Raw genomic sequence first — 21,828 nt, 5'->3', positions numbered from 1 at the left:
TTCACATCAGTCCGGAAAACCAGTCAAAATCTGCTTAGAACTCAAACGCCTTCTTAATGCTGTCATAATGCAGGAATTTTCCCTCAGCTGCAAACGCTTTGATCTGATCCAGCGTTGCAAACATATATCCGTCTGTCTCTTCAGTCTGAAGCTTCAGATCTTTATCCTCCACATCCATCACAAACCGGTATACATCTACAAAGTAATTGTCTCCTTCCCCAGGATTCTCTCTTTTATAGGTAAAAAGATATCCGCCTTCTGCCTGGCTGGCATCCAGTCCTGTCTCCTCTTTCACTTCACGGAGTACCGCATCCCTTGATTCCTCGCCTGCCTGGGCAGCGCCGCCGGAAACTTCCCACCAGCCCGGTGCCCAGGCTTTTGTCATCACACGTTTGGTGATGAGAAAGGTTTTATCCGGTCTTGCAACTACGCCCAAAACTGTCAGATGATATTCTCCATCTTTCAGGCACCAGTCATTGCGCTTCATGGTACGTCCCGTCGGTTTCTTATCTGCATCGTAAATATCCCAGAATTCCATTTTTTCTATCTCCTGTAACTTTTTTATTTGTTATGATACCACGCTAAAGTCCTGTATGTAAACCCTGGAATCTTCCACCACTTTCCAGCTACTTTTCTTCCGGAAAAAATCTATAGATTATTTTTATTATATTACTGGTATTATGAATTAGTTTTATAGATATTTTTGTTATATAATTAACACAAACAAACGATTCTATTTAAAATAACCAGGGAGGTTTTTCCAAATGAAAAATGATTATCCGCATATTTTTTCCCCATTAACCGTTAAAAATATGACTATCAAGAACCGTATTGTTATGATGCCGATGGGCACCAACTACGGTGAGCAGAACGGCGAAATGAGTTTTCTTCATATTAATTATTATGAGCAGCGTGCAAAGGGTGGCACAGGCCTTATTATCGTAGAGAACGCAAGTATCGATTCCCCGCAGGGTTCCAACGGAACCACCCAGCTTCGTATCGATCATGACAACTATCTTCCACGTCTTTTCAAATTCTGTGAGAACATTCACAGATATGGAACAAAGATCGCGATCCAGATCAACCATGCAGGTGCTTCCGCAGTTTCTTCCAGAATCAACATGCAGCCGGTTTCCGCATCTGATGTTCCTTCCAAAGAAGGCGGTGAGATCCCGAGACCTCTTTCCAAAGAAGAGATCCTTCACATTGTAAAGAAATACGGCGAGGCTGCAAAACGTGCACAGACAGCCGGTTTTGACGCAATGGAAATCCATGCAGGACATTCCTACCTGATCAGCCAGTTCCTTTCCCCGATCACAAACAAGCGTACCGACGAATTCGGCGGATCTGTTGAGAACCGTACCCGTTTCTGCCGCATGGTCATCGATGAGGTAAGAAAACAGGTGGGACCTTTCTTCCCGATCATGCTCCGTCTCAGCGCTGATGAGCTGATGGAAGGCGGAAACACACTTGATGATACTCTGGAATATCTGGACTACCTTCAGGAAGAAGTTGATATCTTCGACGTTTCCTGTGGACTTAACGGTTCCATCCAGTACCAGATCGACGCAAACTATCTTCCGGATGGATGGCGTTCCTACATGGCAAAAGCTGTAAAAGAGAAATTCAACAAACCATGTATCTCCATGGGTAACATCCGTGACCCGAAAGTTGCTGAGCGTATCCTCGCTGACGGTGACGCAGACCTTATCGGTATGGGCCGTGGCCTGATCGCAGATCCTGCATGGGTAAACAAAGTTGCCACAGGACATGAGTGCGATCTCCGCAAATGTATCTCCTGTAACGTGGGATGTGCAGGAAACCGTATCGGCGTAAACCGCCCGATCCGCTGTACCGTAAACCCATCTGTTCTTGAGGGCGATGTATATAAGAAACTGCATGTAAACAAAAACTGTAACGTCGTTGTTATCGGTGGCGGTACTGCCGGACTGGAAGCTGCCTGTACAGCCGCAGAGGTTGGCTGCAACACCTTCCTTCTGGAAAAAGGCAATGAACTTGGGGGACTTGCATCTCTGATCTCCAGAATCCCAGCTAAGAACCGCCTGGCTGATTTCCCGCATTATCTCATGCATCGCGCAGAACAGCTTGAGAACCTTTACATCTTCAAAAACACAGAAGGAACACCGGAGAACATCCGCAAATTCCATCCGAATATCATCGTAAGCTCCACCGGTTCCGCTCCGCTCCTTCCTCCGATCACAGGACTGAAGGATCGTATTGACAACGAGAACTATAATATTTATTCTATTCTTGGTATGATCAGCCACATTAATGATTTTCCGAAGGATCTGGAAGGCAAAAAAGTCGTTGTGGTAGGCGGCGGTGCTGTAGGTCTTGATGTTGTGGAATTCTTCGCAGACAGAAACGCAGATATCTCTATTGTTGAGATGATGGATCAGATCGGACGTGATCTTGACCCTGTAAGCAAAAACGACACAAAGACCATGATGAAAAAACATAATGTACATCAGCTTACAAAAACTGCTCTCCTTGAGGTTAAGGATTCTTCCTTCCTTGTCAAGGGTGACGGCGAGCCTTATGAGCTTCCATTTGAGTACGGTTTCGTATGTCTTGGAATGAGAGCTCAGGGACAGCTTTACCAGAACCTCACAGAGGAATTTTCTTCTGAGGATGTTGAGATCATGAACATCGGCGACAGCCAGAGAGCAAGAAGAATCATTGACGGTACCCAGGAAGGACGTAACATCCTTACCATTCTCGAGCAGAGAGGATACCTTTAATATCCGCTATAACCTCCAGATGAACGTTTTAAATACGCTTCGGGAGTGTCTATAGATTTTTCACGTCTTCCTCCCGCTGCAGCCGTCCGAAGAACATCCGCAACTTCTTCAGACTGATGTGGCGGGAGGTTTTAGAAAAAAGAGTTACCCAGATTTTTACCAATGAGAGGAGTTATTACCATGTCAGAAAGAATCACAGGACACACAGAGCTCATCGGTCTTATGGCTTATCCGATCCGTCACTCCAGCTCTCCTGCCATGCAGAACGAAGCTTTCGCAAAGCTTGGCTATGACTATGCATACCTTGCATTTGAGGTTTGCGCAGATGAAATCGAGGATGCTGTAAAAGCCATCCGTACTCTGAAAATGAGAGGTTCCAACGTTTCCATGCCAAACAAAACTCTGGTAGGCCAGTACCTTGACGAGCTTTCACCGGCAGCAGAAATGTGCGGCGCTGTAAACACCATCGTCAACGATCACGGTCATCTTACAGGCCACATCACAGACGGTATCGGATTTATGGCTGCACTGAAAGATAACGATATTGATGTTATCGGAAAGAAAATGACCATCGTAGGCGCAGGCGGTGCTGCTACTGCTATCGAGATCCAGGCTGCACTGGACGGCGTAGGCGAGATTGTGATCTTTAACCGCAAGGATGAGTTCTGGGATCGTGCCGTATCCACTGTTGAGAAGATCAACACCAAGACATCCAGCCATGCAGTTCTCTACGATCTTGCTGATCTTGATCAGCTGAAAAAAGAAATGGCTGACAGCTATCTGTTCGTAAATGCTACAGGTGTTGGAATGAAACCTCTGGAAGGCCAGTCCGTTGTTCCGGACAAATCTTACTTCCGTCCGGAGCTTATCGTTGTTGACGTGCCATACTCCCCTCTTGAAACCGCTATGCGCTCCATGGCAAAGGAAGTTGGCTGCAAGACAATGAACGGCCTTGGCATGATGCTTTTCCAGGGCTCCGCTGCATTTGAACTGTGGACCGGCGAGCCGATGCCGATCGAGCATATGAAAGAGATTCTTAACATCAGATACGATGACTGATAAAATCCCATCCGTATCGGAAAGGACCATTATGAAAACAGTTCAGGTAAGAAATATCTCAATCGGAGAAGGCAGGCCGAAAATCTGTGTCCCGATCGTTGGACAGACAAAAGAAGATATCCTTCTTGAGGCAGGAACCTTCGCAAGAATCCCCGTAGACGTTGTAGAGTGGCGTGTTGACTGGTTCGAAGATGTTTTTGACACAGACAAGGTTCTGGATGTGGCAAAAGATCTCCAGACCGTTTTAAAGGACACTCCGATTCTTTTCACCTTCCGTACTGCAAAAGAAGGCGGAGAAAAAGCAATCTCCAACGAAGATTACAAAGCCCTCAACATGGCTGTTGCCAAAAGCGGCTATGTAGATCTCATTGATGTAGAAGCCTTCACAGGCGAGGAGATCGTAAAAAGCATGATCCAGGAAGCTCACAGCTATGGCGTAAAAGTCATCGCTTCCAATCATGATTTTGACGCAACTCCCAAGAAAGATGAGATCGTGCGCCGTCTTCGCATGATGCAGGACTATGGCGCAGATATCCCGAAGATGGCTGTTATGCCAAAGAGCAAACAGGACGTACTTACACTCTTAAGTGCCACACTGGAAATGTCCCAGCAGTTCGCCGACCGCCCGATCATTACCATGTCCATGGCAGGTACCGGTGTTGTCAGCCGTCTCACAGGTGAAACCTTTGGTTCCGCCCTTACCTTCGGTGCCGCTACCAAAGCTTCCGCACCGGGACAGATCAATGTCAACGAGCTTGAGCAGGTTCTTGACATTATCCACAAAAGCCTGTGATCCTGTAACCTCCCATTGAAAGGATCTACGGCTTCGTTTAAGAAAGAACGTAAATTATAGACCAGATTTTAATCCCGTAAATAGCAAATCTATTTTGTAACAAAAACAAATCTCATGACCCAAAAAGAGGAACTGCGCTGACCCATCCAGTGCAGTTCCTCTTTTCTTATCTTTTATAACTTTATTTATTATTTCTCAGCTTTTTCCTCAATGGCAGTTTCCTGAGCTTTTTTCCTGGGATCCCAGTTGGAAAGGAAAATGTTCAGTCCGAATCCAACGGCCAGAGCCCATGCGGATGCCCACGCAGTTCCCTGGGTTGCAAGGACAGCTGCCATAACACCGGCAATCATCTTGTCACGGTCTGTCTTACAGTAATCCATACCGATCCTTGCACAGACAAACGCCTGGAACATCAGAGTGATGGAAGAACCAACTCCGAAGATCGGCCGGAAGAAACTTACAACCGGAATGATCAGCACGCTTAAGAAAGTTGCAATACGGAAGGATGCCATACCGCCAAGAAGAGACTTCATGGCTTTCTTTCCTTCTTTGTAGCGGATGGAGACAGATACTGTCATGCCGACCCATAACGGACCGGAAAGCGGAGGGAACGGTGCGATGATGGAAAGGATCAGATTTCGAAGACCGCTGACCAGGTTGGAACGGCTGGAATTGAAATCAATGTACTCATCATCTCTGGACTGACGTGCCTCAGTGACAAGTGTCTCTGTGGTAACAAAATCGCCAAATGCGATCACATAACATACAAGTGCCAGCGGAAGAGCCTTGATAAACATGAAAAGTGGCGGGATTCCCACACCAAAGATACTTACCTGCTGGATGATTTCCTTAAACTGCGGGATCTTGATAAAAGTTCCGATCTCAAGCCCCGGTTTGTCCAGCTCTCCTACAAGAAGGCCTACCACCATGGCGATCAGATACGGGAAAAGGTTTCCGTAGCGGGCAACCAGATCCAGAAACTTGTTATGCTGTCTCTTTTCCTGATACTTGTCAGAAAAACTGATAAGAATCAGAAGGCCGACACCTGCAACAATAGCCAGAGGATATTTGTGCATGTTTCCGCCCTCTCCCAGCTGGCCTGCCATAACCGTAACCGGCGCTGCAAGAAGGATTCCACCCTTAACGGAATCCGGTACCGCATGGACAAATTTATCCGCAAGTTTGGTAACGCCCATAAATATGAATACAAGACCAACCAGCATCTGCAGGGCGATCATTGCCTGGATACGCTCTTTTCCCAGGGGAAAGCCTTCCAGGAATACGATAGTCAGCGGAAGGGTCGGCGTGATCCATCCGGGAACTACCGGATCACCAAGTAAACTGTGTAGCATATACAGCATGGTCTCTATGATCACACAGCTCCATGCCAGCTCATAAGGCAGCCCCAGATACTGTTCCAGATAAGGGACAGCCGCCAGTGCCGTAACACCAAGGATCAGACCCTGGATAAACTCTACGGACTCAAGTTTGTAGTGAATAAAGGGAAGACGAATCTGAAATGGCCCAAACGGAATGTAGGGCAGTTCGTTTTCTCTTCTCTGTCTTGCTGCACGCGCCATAACGATTCTCCTTTGTCAGTTTTTTTGATAATACATATATAGTATCTTCTGTTCTGGAAGTTTGTTAATTAACAAACATTTTTAGAAACGGCAAAGTCCAACCCGGGAATTGTTCCCGAATTGGAACTTTGATTTGCATAGATTCAGTCATCTTCGTCTGAATCCATACAATTATTCACTTATTTCACCCTGTCTCAGGCCTCTTTTCCACGGTTCATCTTGACGAACAGTGCAAGAAGGATTCCAACGAATGTCACTGCCATGTTAAGAAGCAGGATCATTCTCGGAGCGCTGGTTCCGGCAGTTTTTGTGATATAACCTGCCAATGTCAGGATCGTATAGTTTGCAACACTGGATGCGATCATAACCATGGATGTTGCAGTTCCCTTGTTCTCCGGGAAAAACTCAGCGGTTGTGGAAACAGCCAGCTGAAGCACTCCGCCTGCACCTGCGAAACCGATGACAAATCCACCAACGAGACAGATGGTCGGGTTCTGGATAAAGTAGCACAGTCCCAGCATGATAAAGGAGATCAGCGGATAGATGATCAGGATGTTGATCTCTTTCAGTCCTTTTTTGATAAACACGGAGGAACACAGGATCGCTGCAAAAGTTCCTACTGCATAGAAGGACTGGATCTTGGACGGATCACTTAAATTATAAAGTTTTCCAAGCTCCTGGTTGCAGTTCAACCACAGCATGAATGTGGAAGAACTTGTAAATCCGATGAGGATCGCCGCAATTGCTGCCGGAGTGATTTTTAATTTTGTTTTTTCTTTCTTTGCCGCACCTGCTGTATTTCTGTCAGGGAATGGCAGGAACAGGATCAGGATTCCATCGATAAAGATTGCAGCACCTGCAACGATAAAGATGGTTCTGTAGGACATATTAGCCGCTGCTACGAATCCGATAAGGAAAGGAAGCAGGAACTGGCTGATACACATGGAGAATTTTGTAAACAGGTTCGCTACGGAAGGATTGTTTACATAGATTTCCATACATGTAGGGCTTACGCAGGTATCCAGGAAGGAGTTTGCGATACCACCTACAATAGCAAACGCATAAGCAACTCCCATAGACGGAGCAAATGCGATTCCCATAAAGTATGCTGCATAGCAGATCACGCCGATGATTCCGCTTAATCTGCGTCCGAATTTGTCGGACAGGGGACCGGAAAACGGAAGGGAGATCAGTCTTCCAAGTCCAAGTGCAGCAATTACAGATACTACCATGCTGACATCCATAGTTCCATCACTTAAAGTCTTTGCTCCCCAGTGAGCCGCAAGCTCCGGCTTGTACTGGCCCATGATGGAAGCTCCGATTCCGTGGATGAAGTATGTAAAATACAGTGCGATAGAAGTAATCACTAAGTTTTTCTTACCTGTCTGGCTCATGATTCTTATTTCCCTTCGTTCTCAGCCTGGAATTTCTGGTACTCATCTGTCGGCATCTCAAGTCCTGTGTACAGTTTATAGGACTCAGCACCCTGCCACAGAAGCATTCCTTTTCCACCTACTGCAAGTTTTACACCTGCCTCTTTTGCTTCTTTTACCATTCTTGTCTCTGCAGGATTGTATACGCAGTCAGCAACAACAAGATCTTTATGGAACATGGATTTGTCAACCAGTGTAAGGTCGTCATGCGGTTTCATACCTGCAAGTGTTCCGTTTGCAAGGATATCTGCGTTTGCGATCTCTTCTCTCAGTTTGTCCTGATCGTCAAGGCAGTATACGCTTACTTTGCAGTCCGGTACTTCTTTTGCAAGCTTCTCTGCTGTTCCTTTTGCTCTTTCAAGGAATGGATCATTTGGGTTGAAGATTGCGATGGATGCTGCTCCGTCAAGGGCACACTGTACAGTAAGAGCGGTTGCTGCTCCGCCTGCTCCTAAGACTACCATCTTTTTACCTTTTACGTCAACGCCATGCTCTTTTAAGTTGCGGACAAAACCGATTCCGTCTGTGATGTGTCCGATCAGCTTTCCATCCTCGTTAACGATGGTGTTTACAGCACCGATGATCTTTGCTGCCGGTGAAAGCTCGTCTACACACTGAGCTACTTTGTTCTTGCAAGGCATGGTTACGTTGCATCCTCTCATTTTGAAAAGGCGCATTGCATCAAGAGCTGCCGGAACCTGATCCTCTTTGATATCGAATGCCATGTAAGCATAGTCCAGGTTATGGTACTGGAAGCTGAAGTTGTACATAGCCGGGCTTCCTGAATGTCCTACCGGGCTTCCGATCAGTGCGAGTAAACCAGTTGTTCCTTTAATTCTCTGTTCCATTTCTTTTTACCTCCTGCATTTTCCCATTGACAGACACCGGAAGTGTCTTTCCAGGTGCCTGTCAGAACGTCTTTTTAATTTTTATACTGTCCTGTTTATTGGACTTTTATTTTCTTTTTGTATGATACGATCCGATAGCTGGTAACGCTCTCAGACAGATACCTGATCAAAGTTTTGAAGCTACAGCATAAGCCTCTTTTGTTGCATCCAGTGCACGTCTTGCACGGATGGCATCTCCGATCACGTGTGTCTCAGGTACAAGATCTTTGATCTTTTCTTCCAGTGGATTGTAGTTGCGGAATCCCATGGAAAGGATAACGGAATCATATCCTCTTGTCTCGTGACGTACTCCGTCAGCGGTCTCGTACTCTACACCGTCTTCATAGAATTTGCATACCTTTGCACCGGTGATCTCTTTGATTCCGTAGTCCTCGAAATCTTTCATGAGATATACTCTGTGCTCGTGGATCACGTCTGCACCTACGGTATCACGGAACTCGATGACTGTTACATCATGCTCCTGCTCGCCGAGGAATGCAGCTGTTTCACATCCTACCATTCCGCCGCCGACAACCAGAACTTTTTTGCCTGCTGCTCTCTTGCCGTCCAGAAGGTCGGAACCGTGGATGATGGCCGGGTTGTCGATTCCCTCGATCGGAAGGATCAGAGTCTTGGAACCCGTTGCAATGATCACGCTGTCCGGTTTCTCCTCTTTGATAAGCTCCGAAGTTACCTCACAGTTCATCACGATCTTCACGCCGTCTTTCTGGCAGCGGTGGATGTAGCTGCGGATCATGTTTGTGATATCACCTTTTCCTGGCGGGTAAGCAGCCAGTCTCATGTTTCCACCGAGAACATCTCCTGCCTCGTAAAGTGTTACTTCATGACCTTTCTCTTTTGCGATAAATGCTGCACAAAGTCCTGCAACACCGCCACCGATCACCATAACTTTCTTCGGATTCTCTGTTTTCTCGATGGGCTCTGCCTCATGGCCGAGGAATGGGTTTGTCAGACAGCATACCGGATTTCCTGCATACATGTTTGCAACGCATCCCTGAAGACAGGCGATACATGGAGTCATATCCTCCAGACGCTCTTCCAGAGCTTTTTTCGGCATAGCCGGATCTGCAAGGCTCTGACGTCCGAATGCTACAAGGTCTGCTCTTCCTTCTTTTACCATCAATTCTGCAAACTGTGGCTCTGTATAACGTCCAACTGTGATCACCGGGATATTTACCGCACGTTTGATCTCCTCAACCTCTGATGCTGAGAATCCGCCGTGGATAACGGTCGGTGCCCACATGAATTCATCTTTGATATGAACGGCACGGGATACGTGGATGGCATCCAGTCCGCAGCTCTCCAGGTATGCTGCGATTGCCGCACTGTCATGGATGTCAAGACCGCCCGGGACCTCATCTGCACAGTTGATTCGCGCGAGGATCGCGATCTTGCCCTGTGTTGTTTTCTTGATCTCCTCAATGATCAGGCGGGAGAAACGCATACGGTTTTCAAAGCATCCGCCGAACTCATCTACTCTTTTGTTTGTTCTTGGAGAAAGGAATGTACTTACCAGATAACCGTGTGCCATGTGGATCTCTACAGCATCTGCGCCGGCTTCCATGGCTCTTCTTGCTGCCTCGCCGTATCCTTTGATCAGCTCATAAACTTCCTCGGTTGTAAGCTGTTTCGGAATATCACGGCCGCATACTGACGGAATGCTTGTTGCTGCTGTGATCGGTGCTCCTGCGTTCTTTGCATTTCCTTCCGGGCCTGCATTCTGAAGCTGAATAGAAACTTTTGCCCCTTCCTCATGACATCCGTCGATGACTTTGCGGAAGCTCTCGATGGTGGAATCATCATAGAGACATGGTTTACGCGGGCCGCCTTTTGCGCCTTTGTGAACGACTGTAGCCTCGATGGTGATTAAACCGAAACCACCTTTTGCTCTTTCCTTATAATATGCAGCGGACTGCTCGCTCATAGTTCCGTCTGTGTTTGCAAAGTTATTTCCCATTGGCGGAACAACGAAACGGTTCTTTACTGTCATAGGGCCGATTTCGATCGGCTGAAACATCGCATTGAATTTCATGTGTGTTCTCCTTTCTGATTAGAGTACTTCCGGCCAGGCCTCTTCCAGTACTTTCTTGGTGTTCTCGTATGTATGTTTTGCAGCATACTCGATACCTTTTTCAAGGTTTGCATCGCTGATAACCTCTACACCGATGGCATTTGGCTTGATACCTTTTTCTTTGATCATTTTTACGAACGGTACGGTTGTTCCGATTCCTGTTCCAGGAGCAAGACGGTCATGCATGGACTCATCTCTTAAGATTGTTGTTGCATATGGTCTTTCCCATACATCGTTGATCTGGATGGATACGATCTTGTCTGCCGGAATTCCCTCAAGTACGGAAAGCTCGATGGGCTGATTTGCTCTTACCCAGTGCCATGTATCAAGGATCAGTTTTGCGTTCTCGCAGTCAGCAGCTTTTACAACAGCCCATCCTTTTTTCACATCCGGGATTCCGCTGTATGGCATTGGTTCAACACCGATGATGTATTTGCCTGCTCTGTGGCAGAGCTCACGGAGTTTCTGTGCTGTGTACTCTACGGAATAGTTCTCCATCAGTCCACAATTGATCTGCTCTACGTTAAATAATTCACACATATGGAAGCAGAGCTGTTCTTTGTATTTCTGCTCGTAGGAACGATGCTCCTCTGCCCACTGTACGATGTACTCAACCTCTGTTACCTTCATGTCATATTTATCCAGGATTGCCAGGATATCCTCGTCGAAAAGTCCCTCATTCAGGGCATCTACGTAGGTTTCCGCTCTCAGGCCGATTCCCTCATAGCCAGCTTCTTTGGCAGCTTTTACACGGTCCTCAAATTTGCACTGATCTCCAAGTGTCCAGGAACTGATTGTAATTGGAAATTCTTTTGACATGGTGATTCCTCCTGAAAATATAAATAATTTTTTATGTTTTTTTTTAATTATTTTGTATCTTTTTTCTATAAGCATTATATAACTTTGTTAAATACAAAACAAATTGATTGTACCAGGAGAATTCATAGATTTTATCAATATATCGTGGTATACTATATAAAACATTTTCACTGGAATCTGCTTAAATAAAACCTTCAGATAAACTTAAGAAAGGAGCTTTGAAAATGAACCTGTATCATCTTCGTTATTTCGTGACACTGGCCCATCTGGAACATTACACGAAAGCTGCTGATGTTCTGGCGATCACACAGCCCAGTTTAAGTCACGCGATCTCTTCCCTGGAGGAAGAACTTGGAGTGAAATTATTTGAAAAAAACGGACGGAATGTTTCTCTCACCAAATATGGCAAAACTTTTCTGGGGGATGTGGAAGAAACCCTGAACCGGCTGGATTCCTCTGTAAACGGTCTCCAGCTTGCCGGAAAGGGAGAAGGACAGATTGATGTGGCCTTTCTCCGGACTCTGGGTGTTGATTTTGTGCCGAAGATCATCCGCAGTTTTCTCACTGCCAACGAGGGAAAACAGATCAATTTCAATCTGTTCTGCGACAAGGTGCTTACCGGCGATATCCTTACCGGCCTGAAAGAGAAGAAATATGATATCGGCTTCTGTTCCAAATTTGATGACGAACCGCTGATCGAGTTTATCCCCGTTGCCAAACAGGATCTGGTGGTTATTGTTCCTCCCGGACATCCTCTTGCGGAGAAATCCGAGATCCATCTGGAGGAAACTCTTCCATATAAACAGATCATCTTCAAGAAGAGAAGTGGGCTCCGCCAGATCATTGACCAGCTGTTTAAGAGTATCGGCCAGTACCCGGATGTTGCTTTTGAAATCGATGAGGACCAGGTTGCCGCAGGATTTGTTGCCAATGATTTCGGCATCTGCATTGCCCCGGATATCCCCATCCTTCATTCTCTGGATCTTAAGATCCTGCCACTTGTTTCCCCAAGCTGGCAGAGAAATTTCTACATGGCCATGCTGAAAGATGTATACCATCCTCCGGTTGTGGAAGCCTTTAAGAAGTTTGTGATCGAGAAAACATCCAAGGAAATTTTTTATAAGACCAATTAAAAGGACAGCTGCCCGATTCCGTCTTGTTTCTGTACGGTTTATCGGACAGCTGTCCTTTAATTATGTAAAAAATATTCTGTTTTATGATCAGCGATTATTTATTCGCATCTGCCTCACGAAGTCTGTGGATCAGCTCCTCGCAGATCTCAAGCTCGCTCTTTCCGTCTGTCTGGATCACGATGTCGGCTGCTGCCTCATATTTTGCGCGACGTTTCTCCATCAGGTCTGCGATAAATGGAACTGTCTTGTTGTTTTCAAGAAGCGGACGGTCATGGTTATCTTTTACACGCTCAAGGATTGTCTCCGGTTTTGCGGTAAGGAGTACCACACGACCGTTTTTCTTCATCTCAACAACGTTGCGCTCTCTCATTGGAACACCGCCGCCGCAGGATACTACAACATTGGACTGAGACTGCATCTCGATAAGAAGATTTGTCTCAAGCTCACGGAAATACTCTTCTCCGTAAGTCTCAAAAATATCGGAAATACTCATTCCCTGTCTCTCCACGATACACTGATCCATCTCCACAACGTCCATGGCCAGTGCATTCTTCAGGTAATCAGAGATTGTGGATTTACCTGCGCCCATGAATCCGATCAGGAAGATATTGTAATTGAAAAGATTTCTGGACTGAATTCTCTTACTGTTCTGTGTGATGCTTGCGAAAACATCATTCACTTCTTTCTTGTGGCGTCTGCCTTCCATTCTGGCTTCCAGCCATCCTTTCTGCTTCGCCTCCTGCTCTGGCTGAAGTACCGGAAGATCATGTGCTTCCTTGTATACCATGATGTCCTCTACGATTCTGTTTCTCATAAGCAGTGCATCCAGGATGATCTCATCGCACTGTCCAAGGCTCTCTCTTAATACTTCTAACTGGTTCATAATTTCTCCTTTGCTTCGTTCATTTTATTACGGATTTCCGTCATCACTTTATCACTTTAAATCAAGTGTCTGCCCTTATTATACCAACTGGTCATTTTTATCTCAACCTAAACTTTTATTGAATTTATACATGTAATCTATAGATATTTTCTATAAATTCCTCTACAGATTCGCCATTCTCCTCCCCTGTAAAAAAATCTCTGCCTCCTCATAAGAAGCAGAGATTTTTCACAGAAATTTTTTCGCAGGTATTCTACTGTATCACTTCATAGATCCGGTAATGCTTGAAGATATAATCCCGAAACTGCTCTACAAGAGAACTTGGATACCGGTTTTTCAGCATTCCCATGTATATGTAACGGCGGTAATGAAGATTCTCGATATTTAAGATCTTCACAGGCAGGGTATGGATCACCGGCACATCCGGCACGATCCCCACACCGAAACCTTCTGCCACCATTCCCGCAAGGGCACCATCCTCTTCCACTTCAAAAGCGGTTTCCGGTACGATTCCCTCCTTTTCAAAAAGTTCCCGTACCACAAAATACAGTCCGCTGGTGGGGGGAAACGTCACCTGGGGATACCGGCCCAGTTCTTCTATGGTCACTGTATTTTTTCCTGCAAGGGCATGATCTTCCGGTACAACAGCCACCAGTTTCTCTTCCGCTACCGGCACAAAGCTGATTTCTTTTTCCCCTTCCGCACGGGAGCAGAAGATCACGTCAAACTTCTCTTCCTTCAATCCACGGATCAGAGTACCTGTTGCCGCATTCTGAAAATGAAAATCTATTTTTTTCCCTTCCTGTGCATTTAAGAACCCACGGACAAGCTCCGGAATAAACCTGCGTCCCTGGGTATGGATATACCCGATGGAAATACTTCCACCTGGAATCCTTGCCGCTTCCTGAATCCTCTCCACACCAAGATTCAGGATATGTAAGGAGTCCTGCACATATTTCAGAAACATTTCCCCGTATTTTGTCATGGTCACATTTCTTCCGTGGCGCTCAAAAAGGGGCACCTGAAGTTCCTTTTCCAGGTTGGAAATCGCATGGCTCAGGCTTGGCTGCGTAATATCCAGCCTCTTTGCCGCCCTGGTATAATTCTCGATCTGGGCAAGTGTCACAAAATATGTGAGCTGATTTAAGTTCATATGTTAAAAAATCCTTTCTTTCCTCCGCTTGAGAGAACCTGTTTCACACTCCAAGGCTCAGGAGCTCTTTTCCCGCCGCAAGTCTCTCGTAAAACTGCTCATAAAAATCCCGGTTCCCGTCATAAGGCTTCCGGTAGAACTGGTTTACCACATACATGTTCAGATTTCGGATCAGGTCACTGTCCTCACTCTCATAGAGAACTTCCTGCACATCCAGAAGAAAATAATGCCAGTCACAGACAAATTTTTCGTAGTTTTTGAAATCCGGTGTATCTACCCATTTCCGGACCTTAATCTTACTGCGGCTGGTCTTTTTGCACTCGTGAATCTGAAGGATGTATTTAAAGCCACCATCCTCATAATATCTTCCCAGCGGGAACAGACGGCAGAATCCCGGACGGAAACTGTGGATGGAACACCTTCCGTTTCCATCCAGAAATACGCATCGTTCCTCTGCACCTGCCATCTTAAGATGCGGCAAAATATTCCCGTCTGTAACGCCAAGCTCGATTTTTCCCGCAAGAAGCTGATCCACACTTAAACCAAGTCCCTGGCTTAAACGCCATACGTCCAAAGGATCCAGCACAACGGAATCTCCCATTCCGGTACAGCAGTCAAAACATCCTTTACAGTCCTGGCAGTCTGCCTTTACCATGTCATTTGCTTCGTATAAACGGCCGTCGGAAATCTCCTCCAGCGTAACTTCCCGCCGCATCAGACCAGGGTCTCCAGTCCGGTAACGCCCCAGTCTTCCGCAAGGCTTTTCACCCCGTCCAGGACCTCTTCCCTGGAATAACCGTGGTCATCCAGGTAATCGCCATCCATATCATTGAGATACAGATAAAATGTAAGGGCAAGTTCCAGATAATCCGGATCATCGTCCTCCATATTCATGAGAAGCTCATTTTCCGCTCCGTTGATGTCGCCCTCATCGGCAAGTCCGATAACTTTCTTAAAAAGATGATCTGCTTCTGTATAATCTGCCTCTGCTGCAGGAAGTGTATACTGCGGCATATCTCCATTAAGAAGAAGTCTTGTGATCAGTCTTGCGATATCCTGAATATTTCCTGACATTCTGTCATCCTGTAATCCCATGTCCGTTTCCTCTCTTTCTGCTTCTTAATCCAGTTTAATCCCGGATAATGCCTGTGCAAATGCGTTGTTCACCGGCTCATTTGCCTCTTTCTGCTGCTTTTTCAGATAACGCTGCACATCCCGTTTATTGACACCTGCACCTTCTTTAGCACGTCTCGCCTGGAAGGATGAAAGTTTCTCTTTATATCCGCACTGGCATACAAAGGTTTCTTCTTTTCCCTTCAGAAGCATCTCCATACGCTTGTGGCATTTCGGGCAGCGTGCGTTGGTGGTTCGGGATACCGTCTCCCTGTATCCACATTCCCTGTCTTCGCACACCAGCATCTTTGCATTCTTGCCGTTTACTGCCAGAAGATGTTTTCCGCAGTTGGGGCATTTCTTGTTTGTCATATTATCATGGCGGAACGTTCCCTGCCCGCTCTTGATCTCATCTACGATCTCGCAGGCATACTCACGGATCCCTGTGAGGAATTTATCCTGACGGAGTTTCCCGTTTGCAATATCGCTAAGTTTCATCTCCCAGTCTGCGGTAAGTTCCGGCTTTTTCAGTTCTTCCGGAACCAGTTCCAGGAGCTGTTTTGCCTTGGAGGTAATGTAGATCTCATTGCCTCTTTTTTCCATCATAAAACTGTTAAAAAGCTTCTCGATGATATCGGCTCTTGTAGCTACCGTTCCAAGTCCACCGGTTTCGCCAAGGGTCTTCGCCGCCTTTTTGTCGTGGCTTTCCATAAAGTGGACCGGATTCTCCATAGCCCCGAGAAGTGTGGCCTCTGTAAATCTTGCAGGCGGTTTTGTTTTGCCATTTGTAAGAGATGCAGATTCCACAGTAAGAATCTGGCCTTCCGTGAGCTCCGGAAGTTTCTGGTCTTTCAGCTTATCAGAGGAATCCTCTTCTTCCTCATCCTGCCAACCACCTTCATAGACTTCCCTCCATCCGGCGCTTTTTACGATCCGTCCGCTTGCGGCAAAAGTTTCTCCTGCTGCAGTTCCTTCCATACTTACCTGCTCATATACAGCCGGCGGATACAGCACACTTAAGAAACGGCGGACTACCATATCATAGATCTTCCGTTCCTCATTTGTCATGTGATCCAGCTGTACAAACTGTTCTGTAGGAATGATGGCATGATGATCACTGACTTTCTTATCATCCACAAAACTTGCATTGGCCTGGATCGGTTTGTTTGCCAGCGCACCGGCAAGTTTCCGGTAGGGGCCTGTTCCGCATGCCTGAAGGCGTTCTTTAATCGTAGGAACTACATCCTTTCCGATATATCTGGAATCGGTTCTTGGATACGTAAGAACCTTGTGGTTCTCATAGAGCCGCTGCATGATATTCAGAGTCTCTTTTGCGGAAAAACCATATTTCTGATTGGCTTCTCTCTGAAGGGTTGTCAGGTCATAAAGTCCCGGCGCATAGGTCTTCTTCGGTTTTCTGGAAACTTTGGTTACGGTAAGGCTGCTTTTTCCGGCTTTTGCCTGGATTTCCTGGGCGCGTTCTTTCTTAAAGGTGCGGAGACTTCCGCTCTTTTTGTCTCTCCAGGTCCAGCGCACGTTTCCTGCCTGCAGGGTGATGCCGTAATAATCTTCCGGTTTAAATTCCCGGATCTCCTGCTCTCTTCTTGCGATCATGGCAAGGGTCGGTGTCTGCACACGTCCACAGGAAAGCTGGGCATTGTATTTACAGGTCAGTGCTCTTGTTCCGTTCATTCCCACCAGCCAGTCTGCTTCTGCCCTGGCCTGTGCCGCACGGTAAAGATTATCATAATCATGGCCGTTCTTCAGGTGGGCAAAACCGTCACGAATCGCCTTATCCGTTACCGATGAGATCCACAGACGTTTGATCGGTTTATGACAGTCTGCCTTTGCAAGGATCCATCTGGCTACCAGTTCTCCCTCACGTCCGGCATCTGTGGCAATGATGATCTCCCCGATATCCTTCCGGTAAAGCTGGTTTTTTACCGCATTGTACTGTTTGGATGTCTGGCGGATCACCACCAGTTTCATTTTTTCCGGCATCATAGGAAGGGTGGAAAGTTCCCATTTGGTATATTTTTTATCGTATTCTTCCGGATCTGCCAGGGTTACCAGATGTCCCAGTGCCCAGGTCACTACATAATCTTTTCCTTCCAGGGTTCCGTTCCCTTTCTGGCTGCAGTGAAGGACTCTTGCAATGTCTCTGGCAACCGACGGTTTCTCCGCGATCACTAATGATTTCATATTTTTTATTTCACCTCTTAGTCTTTGGGACATTTCTTCGGATATGCCCCAGGGTTCACCTATTATAGCATGAAAAAAGCACTTCGTCCAGAAAAGGGCCGAAGCCTTTTTCCTGCGAAGTGCCTGTCTGTTTTGTATGGTTCTTAACCGTTGGTCACGCACATTTTCCGCTGATCTTATAGCCCACGCCACGGACTGTTTCCACCAGATCTCCGGCAGAACCAAGTTTCTGGCGGAGGGTACGGATATGTACATCTACGGTTCTGCTTTCCCCGTCAAATTCATAGCCCCAGATCTGATTTAAAAGCTGGGTTCTGGAGAGAACCGTGCCACTGTTTTTCAGAAGGAGACAAAGCATCTCGTATTCTTTCAGTGTCAGATTTACAGGTTCCTGGTCAACCGTCACCTCATGTCTTCCCGGACACACATAAAGATTTTCCATGCGGTACTCCTCTGCACCGTTGTCCTCGGATCTTCGAAGGAGGGCACGTACCCTGGAGATCAGCTCCATCATACGGAATGGCTTCGGAATATAATCATCTGCACCGCTGTCCAGGCCTACCACGGTGTCAAACTCACTGCCTTTTGCGGTAAGCATGATTACCGGAAGTTTCCGGACATCCGGACGGATACGGATTTTCTTTAAAATGGACAGTCCGTCCTCCTCCGGAAGCATAATATCCAGAAGCACCAGGGAAGGCAGTTCTTTTTCCAGCGCCTTCCAGAAAAGTGATGGCCGTTCAAATCCCTGTGCCTCCAGGCCCTGACTGTTTAATGTATATACAACAAGTTCACGGATACTTTCATCATCTTCCACCAGATATATCATAATTTTCCTCCAACTTTATTTTTCAACTGATAGTTGCAAGTATAAAATGCCTTCGTAAAATCCAGCATAGAAAAAACGTTAAGTTTATGTAAAATATAGAAATCCTTAAGAAATTTTAATTTGTAAAAGCCGGACGTCAATGTTATGATAAAGCTGACAGTTGTTTGGAGGTTTTTTATTATGTATTCTTTTATTGTGAATCCCAATTCAAGATCCGGAGAGGGGCGTAATGTCTGGAACCGGCTTCGCAGCATCATGGAAAGTCAGGGGATTTCATATCAGTATTTTCTCACAGAATATGTGGGACACGCCACAGTACTGGCGAAAAAAATCAGTGCCACCGGAACACCGGAAAGTCCGGTAACACTGGTAACTGTAGGCGGCGATGGCACAATTTACGAAGTACTTACCGGGATCAGCGATCTGTCTTCGGTCATCTTTGGATTTATCCCAGTTGGGTCCGGCAATGATTTCTGCCGCAGTATGGGGCTTCCTTTTGATCCTTTTGAGGCGCTTCGCTCCATCCTTGAGAACAAACGGACGATTTCCATGGATGTTCCTGTGATCCATCTCGGCAGCCATTCCTACCGGTTCGGTATCAGTGCGGGAATGGGCTATGATGCGGCGGTCTGTCAGGAAGTCCTGATCACCCCCGGGAAAAAATTTCTCAACCGTCTCCATATGGGTAAACTGATCTACCTTATGGTGGCTCTGAAACAGTTTCTCTTCCTCACACCGTCCTCGGTTACGGTAACCCTTAACGGAAAAGAACCACAGACCTTCCAGAAGACCTGGTTCGCGGCTGTAATGAACCAGAAATACGAGGGAGGCGGCTTTAAGTTCTGCCCGGATGCCAGTCCGGATGACGGCCTCCTGGATGTGATCGTCATTGAAGGGATCTCCAAACTGAAAATGCTTTTCTGTCTGCCGGGCGCACTCTGGGGGAAACATACACACCTTCGCGGTGTACATATTTTACAGTGTAAAGACGTACATATTACAAGTGACCGCCCTCTTCCTGTGCATAAAGACGGAGAATCCGGCGGAATCCAGCGTGAATTTTCTGTGACCATTGAAAAGAAACCTTTAAAAATCATAATGCCTGTGTTATAGTAGCAGGTAGATACTTAACAAAAAAGAAGCTTAAGACTGACACCCGTGGCATTTTGGCCATACATCAAGAAAAGGAGCGGCAAAATGTTGAGTAAGATAAAAAAATACAGGCACGGTTTTATCATAGCAATCTATTTCGTTGTGTATCTTATCCTGTTCGGATATCTGGAACAGCGGCCTGTACGTGCCTACCATGTTGTACATACTGTTTTTGATGATATAATCCCGTTCTGCGAGATCTTTGTTATCCCGTACCTTTTATGGTTTCCATATGTGATACTGACGGTTGTGTATTTCCTGTTCCGCAATAAGAATAAACGGGAATATTTCCAGCTGATCTTCAACCTGATGATGGGAATGACAGTTTTCCTTGTTGTTTCTTACATCTATCCGAACATTCAGCATCTCCGCCCTGCGGTATTCCCGAGAAACAACATCTTTACACAACTGGTTGCAGGAATCTACCGGACAGATACCCCTACTAATATCCAGCCAAGCATCCATGTATTTAATTCCCTGGCTGTTTATTTTGCCATCCATCACTGCCAGGCTTTGAAAGATAAGAAATGGATCCAGAGAGGATCTCTGATCCTTTCCATTCTGATCATCCTGTCCACCATGTTTATCAAGCAGCATTCGGTGATCGATGTATGCCTCGGTACCACGATGGCACTGTTCGGACACCTTATGTTCTATCCACAGAGAGTGGAAGATTATGAGGAACAGCGTGCTATGGCACAGATGAGCAAGAAAAAAACTGAACAGAATTTATAATAAAAAAGCCCCCGTCTTGGGGGCTCTTTTTTATTCAGGCTCTTGTATAAAAATCTTTAGTTAAATCCATAAAACTTCTGGCAGATCTTATAGGCTGCCACAAACATCTTTCTTCCACCTCTTCCCGGAAGGTTTGACACTCTTCCGAAGAGACTTCTCCGAAGTTTCCGGTACAGTCCCATATTCTGGTCTTTGATATAATCCTGCAGCTCCTGTTTTTTGTCCAGGCATTCCTGCGTTGCGGCTCTTACCAGCATGATCGAGGAAACGGTTGTGATGATATCCAGATAACTGAACATATAGGCACGAAGTCTCCGGTTGCTTACATTGGCTTTCAGATAGGCGTCTACCATCAGCTTGTTTACACGAATCTGCTGATCGATACGTTTGATCATCACTTTCTCATTGACGGACTGGTCATCTCTTCCGATAAAATACCGGTAGAAATTCACATCCAGATAATAGAGATTTTTTACATAGGGAAGCGGCTCAAATGCAAACAGGTTATCTACATAGAACGTATGCTTCGGAAGCTCCATTCCACAGTCATGGAGAAGTTTGGTACGGTAGATCATGGAATGCATAAGAAGGTACTGGCCTTTTTTCATGTGGCGTACTTCGTCCCAGCCAAAGATCTGGTTTGTCGGGAAACAGTGTCTGTACTGCATGACTTTTTTACGGGTAGCGCCTTGCTTCTCATAGACAAAATTGCTGATGAGAAGATCCACCGTATCGGCTCCGCGGGTAAGATCATAAAGTGTCTTCAGGATCTCATAGTAAGCGTCCTGATTTACCCAGTCATCGCTGTCCACAACTTTGAAATAAAGGCCGGTTGCGTTTTTGATTCCTGTGTTGACTGCCTGTCCATGGCCGCCGTTTTCCTGGTGGATGGCTTTTACGATAGTTGGATATTTCTCTGCATAGTCATCCGCGATCTCGGCAGTACGGTCGCTGGAGCCATCATCTACAATGATGATCTCCACTTCTTCTCCTCCAATCAGCAGGGAATTGATGCATTTTGACATATAAGCCTCTGAATTATAGCATGGTATTGCTACGCTCAAAAGTTTCATGAGTTTTCCTCCTAGTATAATAATGATGTAGTCAATCAAGACTACTTGGTTAATAAGTTTCTATAAATCAGATAACAGAAGAAGGGGTTCTTCCTTCATCAGATGTTATCCGTAATAATGATCATGTCTG

General features: G+C 46.1%; 19 protein-coding genes. 6 read left to right on the top strand and 13 right to left on the bottom strand.

What is annotated here, in order from left to right; all coding sequences use genetic code 11:
• Positions 1-34: 34 nt before the first annotated feature.
• The gene (locus KQI39_RS09980) at positions 35-538 is read right to left on the bottom strand and encodes an NUDIX hydrolase (RefSeq protein WP_148447374.1); all 504 of its coding nucleotides are present in this window, start codon (positions 536-538) and stop codon (positions 35-37) included.
• Between the two features lie 226 nt (positions 539-764).
• Between KQI39_RS09980 and KQI39_RS09975 the strand changes: the two genes are divergently transcribed.
• The 3 genes from KQI39_RS09975 (at position 765) to aroD (ending at position 4,614) form a co-directional block, all read left to right on the top strand.
• Complete coding sequence (locus tag KQI39_RS09975) at positions 765-2,762, top strand: oxidoreductase (protein ID WP_216418163.1); 1,998 nt, start codon at positions 765-767, stop codon at positions 2,760-2,762.
• A gap of 180 nt (positions 2,763-2,942) precedes the next feature.
• Complete coding sequence (locus KQI39_RS09970) at positions 2,943-3,821, top strand: shikimate dehydrogenase (RefSeq protein WP_195567200.1); 879 nt, start codon at positions 2,943-2,945, stop codon at positions 3,819-3,821.
• Between the two features lie 31 nt (positions 3,822-3,852).
• The gene (aroD, locus tag KQI39_RS09965) at positions 3,853-4,614 is read left to right on the top strand and encodes a type I 3-dehydroquinate dehydratase (protein WP_216418160.1); all 762 of its coding nucleotides are present in this window, start codon (positions 3,853-3,855) and stop codon (positions 4,612-4,614) included.
• Positions 4,615-4,802: 188 nt separating this feature from the next.
• Here aroD and KQI39_RS09960 read toward each other — a convergent pair whose 3' ends face one another.
• From KQI39_RS09960 to KQI39_RS09940, 5 genes are all read right to left on the bottom strand, one after another.
• On the bottom strand, positions 4,803-6,194 hold the full coding sequence (locus tag KQI39_RS09960; RefSeq protein WP_216418159.1) for a hypothetical protein: 1,392 nt from the start codon (positions 6,192-6,194) through the stop codon (positions 4,803-4,805).
• A gap of 194 nt (positions 6,195-6,388) precedes the next feature.
• Entirely contained in the window at positions 6,389-7,588 is a 1,200-nt protein-coding gene (locus KQI39_RS09955) for an MFS transporter (RefSeq protein ID WP_216418157.1), read from the bottom strand.
• A 5-nt stretch (positions 7,589-7,593) separates the two neighbouring features.
• On the bottom strand, positions 7,594-8,475 hold the full coding sequence (gene aroE, locus KQI39_RS09950) for a shikimate dehydrogenase (RefSeq protein ID WP_195567209.1): 882 nt from the start codon (positions 8,473-8,475) through the stop codon (positions 7,594-7,596).
• Positions 8,476-8,641: 166 nt separating this feature from the next.
• Entirely contained in the window at positions 8,642-10,567 is a 1,926-nt protein-coding gene (locus tag KQI39_RS09945) for an oxidoreductase (protein ID WP_216418155.1), read from the bottom strand.
• A gap of 18 nt (positions 10,568-10,585) precedes the next feature.
• The gene (locus tag KQI39_RS09940; RefSeq protein ID WP_148447387.1) at positions 10,586-11,425 is read right to left on the bottom strand and encodes a sugar phosphate isomerase/epimerase family protein; all 840 of its coding nucleotides are present in this window, start codon (positions 11,423-11,425) and stop codon (positions 10,586-10,588) included.
• Positions 11,426-11,649: 224 nt separating this feature from the next.
• Between KQI39_RS09940 and KQI39_RS09935 the strand changes: the two genes are divergently transcribed.
• Positions 11,650-12,558, top strand: coding sequence for a LysR family transcriptional regulator (locus KQI39_RS09935; protein WP_148447389.1), 909 nt, complete (start codon positions 11,650-11,652; stop codon positions 12,556-12,558).
• A gap of 94 nt (positions 12,559-12,652) precedes the next feature.
• Here KQI39_RS09935 and KQI39_RS09930 read toward each other — a convergent pair whose 3' ends face one another.
• The 6 genes from KQI39_RS09930 to KQI39_RS09905 all read right to left on the bottom strand — a co-directional run bounded on the left by KQI39_RS09930 (position 12,653) and on the right by KQI39_RS09905 (position 18,738).
• Complete coding sequence (locus KQI39_RS09930; protein WP_148447391.1) at positions 12,653-13,441, bottom strand: shikimate kinase; 789 nt, start codon at positions 13,439-13,441, stop codon at positions 12,653-12,655.
• A gap of 253 nt (positions 13,442-13,694) precedes the next feature.
• On the bottom strand, positions 13,695-14,594 hold the full coding sequence (locus KQI39_RS09925; RefSeq protein ID WP_216418153.1) for a LysR family transcriptional regulator: 900 nt from the start codon (positions 14,592-14,594) through the stop codon (positions 13,695-13,697).
• Between the two features lie 43 nt (positions 14,595-14,637).
• Positions 14,638-15,309: a YkgJ family cysteine cluster protein gene (locus KQI39_RS09920; RefSeq protein ID WP_173762883.1), complete on the bottom strand. Its 672-nt coding sequence runs from the start codon at positions 15,307-15,309 to the stop codon at positions 14,638-14,640.
• Complete coding sequence (locus tag KQI39_RS09915; RefSeq protein WP_148447397.1) at positions 15,309-15,689, bottom strand: DUF6483 family protein; 381 nt, start codon at positions 15,687-15,689, stop codon at positions 15,309-15,311. Before KQI39_RS09915 ends, KQI39_RS09920 begins: the two co-directional genes overlap by 1 nt.
• A 24-nt stretch (positions 15,690-15,713) precedes the next feature.
• Positions 15,714-17,909, bottom strand: coding sequence for a DNA topoisomerase III (locus tag KQI39_RS09910; protein WP_216418151.1), 2,196 nt, complete (start codon positions 17,907-17,909; stop codon positions 15,714-15,716).
• A 154-nt stretch (positions 17,910-18,063) separates the two neighbouring features.
• Positions 18,064-18,738 (bottom strand): response regulator transcription factor, encoded by a 675-nt coding sequence (locus KQI39_RS09905; RefSeq protein ID WP_148447401.1) that lies wholly within the window; start codon positions 18,736-18,738, stop codon positions 18,064-18,066.
• 180 nt (positions 18,739-18,918) lie between these two features.
• Here KQI39_RS09905 and KQI39_RS09900 point away from each other — a divergent pair, with 180 nt between their 5' ends.
• Together KQI39_RS09900 and KQI39_RS09895 are read left to right on the top strand one after the other, a co-directional pair.
• On the top strand, positions 18,919-19,851 hold the full coding sequence (locus KQI39_RS09900; protein ID WP_216418149.1) for a diacylglycerol/lipid kinase family protein: 933 nt from the start codon (positions 18,919-18,921) through the stop codon (positions 19,849-19,851).
• 84 nt (positions 19,852-19,935) lie between these two features.
• Positions 19,936-20,625: a phosphatase PAP2 family protein gene (locus tag KQI39_RS09895; RefSeq protein ID WP_216418147.1), complete on the top strand. Its 690-nt coding sequence runs from the start codon at positions 19,936-19,938 to the stop codon at positions 20,623-20,625.
• Between the two features lie 56 nt (positions 20,626-20,681).
• On the opposite strand, the gene KQI39_RS09890 is transcribed toward KQI39_RS09895, so the two are convergent.
• Positions 20,682-21,698, bottom strand: coding sequence for a glycosyltransferase family 2 protein (locus KQI39_RS09890; protein WP_148447406.1), 1,017 nt, complete (start codon positions 21,696-21,698; stop codon positions 20,682-20,684).
• Between the last annotated feature and the right edge of the window lie 130 nt (positions 21,699-21,828).

Origin of the sequence: Blautia sp. MSJ-36, from assembly GCF_018917985.1 — a bacterium.
Lineage (GTDB): Bacteria > Bacillota > Clostridia > Lachnospirales > Lachnospiraceae > Blautia_A.
This window is presented reverse-complemented; position numbering and strand designations above follow the sequence as displayed.

Bases quoted from the DNA above. Each gene is read 5' to 3' on its own strand.
- KQI39_RS09980 (WP_148447374.1), bottom strand. From the start codon at position 538: ATGGAATTCTGGGATATTTACGATGCAGATAAGAAACCGACGGGACGT.
- KQI39_RS09975 (WP_216418163.1), top strand. From the start codon at position 765: ATGAAAAATGATTATCCGCATATTTTTTCCCCATTAACCGTTAAAAAT.
- KQI39_RS09970 (WP_195567200.1), top strand. From the start codon at position 2,943: ATGTCAGAAAGAATCACAGGACACACAGAGCTCATCGGTCTTATGGCT.
- aroD (WP_216418160.1), top strand. From the start codon at position 3,853: ATGAAAACAGTTCAGGTAAGAAATATCTCAATCGGAGAAGGCAGGCCG.
- KQI39_RS09960 (WP_216418159.1), bottom strand. From the start codon at position 6,194: ATGGCGCGTGCAGCAAGACAGAGAAGAGAAAACGAACTGCCCTACATT.
- KQI39_RS09955 (WP_216418157.1), bottom strand. From the start codon at position 7,588: ATGAGCCAGACAGGTAAGAAAAACTTAGTGATTACTTCTATCGCACTG.
- aroE (WP_195567209.1), bottom strand. From the start codon at position 8,475: ATGGAACAGAGAATTAAAGGAACAACTGGTTTACTCGCACTGATCGGA.
- KQI39_RS09945 (WP_216418155.1), bottom strand. From the start codon at position 10,567: ATGAAATTCAATGCGATGTTTCAGCCGATCGAAATCGGCCCTATGACA.
- KQI39_RS09940 (WP_148447387.1), bottom strand. From the start codon at position 11,425: ATGTCAAAAGAATTTCCAATTACAATCAGTTCCTGGACACTTGGAGAT.
- KQI39_RS09935 (WP_148447389.1), top strand. From the start codon at position 11,650: ATGAACCTGTATCATCTTCGTTATTTCGTGACACTGGCCCATCTGGAA.
- KQI39_RS09930 (WP_148447391.1), bottom strand. From the start codon at position 13,441: ATGAACCAGTTAGAAGTATTAAGAGAGAGCCTTGGACAGTGCGATGAG.
- KQI39_RS09925 (WP_216418153.1), bottom strand. From the start codon at position 14,594: ATGAACTTAAATCAGCTCACATATTTTGTGACACTTGCCCAGATCGAG.
- KQI39_RS09920 (WP_173762883.1), bottom strand. From the start codon at position 15,309: ATGCGGCGGGAAGTTACGCTGGAGGAGATTTCCGACGGCCGTTTATAC.
- KQI39_RS09915 (WP_148447397.1), bottom strand. From the start codon at position 15,689: ATGGGATTACAGGATGACAGAATGTCAGGAAATATTCAGGATATCGCA.
- KQI39_RS09910 (WP_216418151.1), bottom strand. From the start codon at position 17,909: ATGAAATCATTAGTGATCGCGGAGAAACCGTCGGTTGCCAGAGACATT.
- KQI39_RS09905 (WP_148447401.1), bottom strand. From the start codon at position 18,738: ATGATATATCTGGTGGAAGATGATGAAAGTATCCGTGAACTTGTTGTA.
- KQI39_RS09900 (WP_216418149.1), top strand. From the start codon at position 18,919: ATGTATTCTTTTATTGTGAATCCCAATTCAAGATCCGGAGAGGGGCGT.
- KQI39_RS09895 (WP_216418147.1), top strand. From the start codon at position 19,936: ATGTTGAGTAAGATAAAAAAATACAGGCACGGTTTTATCATAGCAATC.
- KQI39_RS09890 (WP_148447406.1), bottom strand. From the start codon at position 21,698: ATGAAACTTTTGAGCGTAGCAATACCATGCTATAATTCAGAGGCTTAT.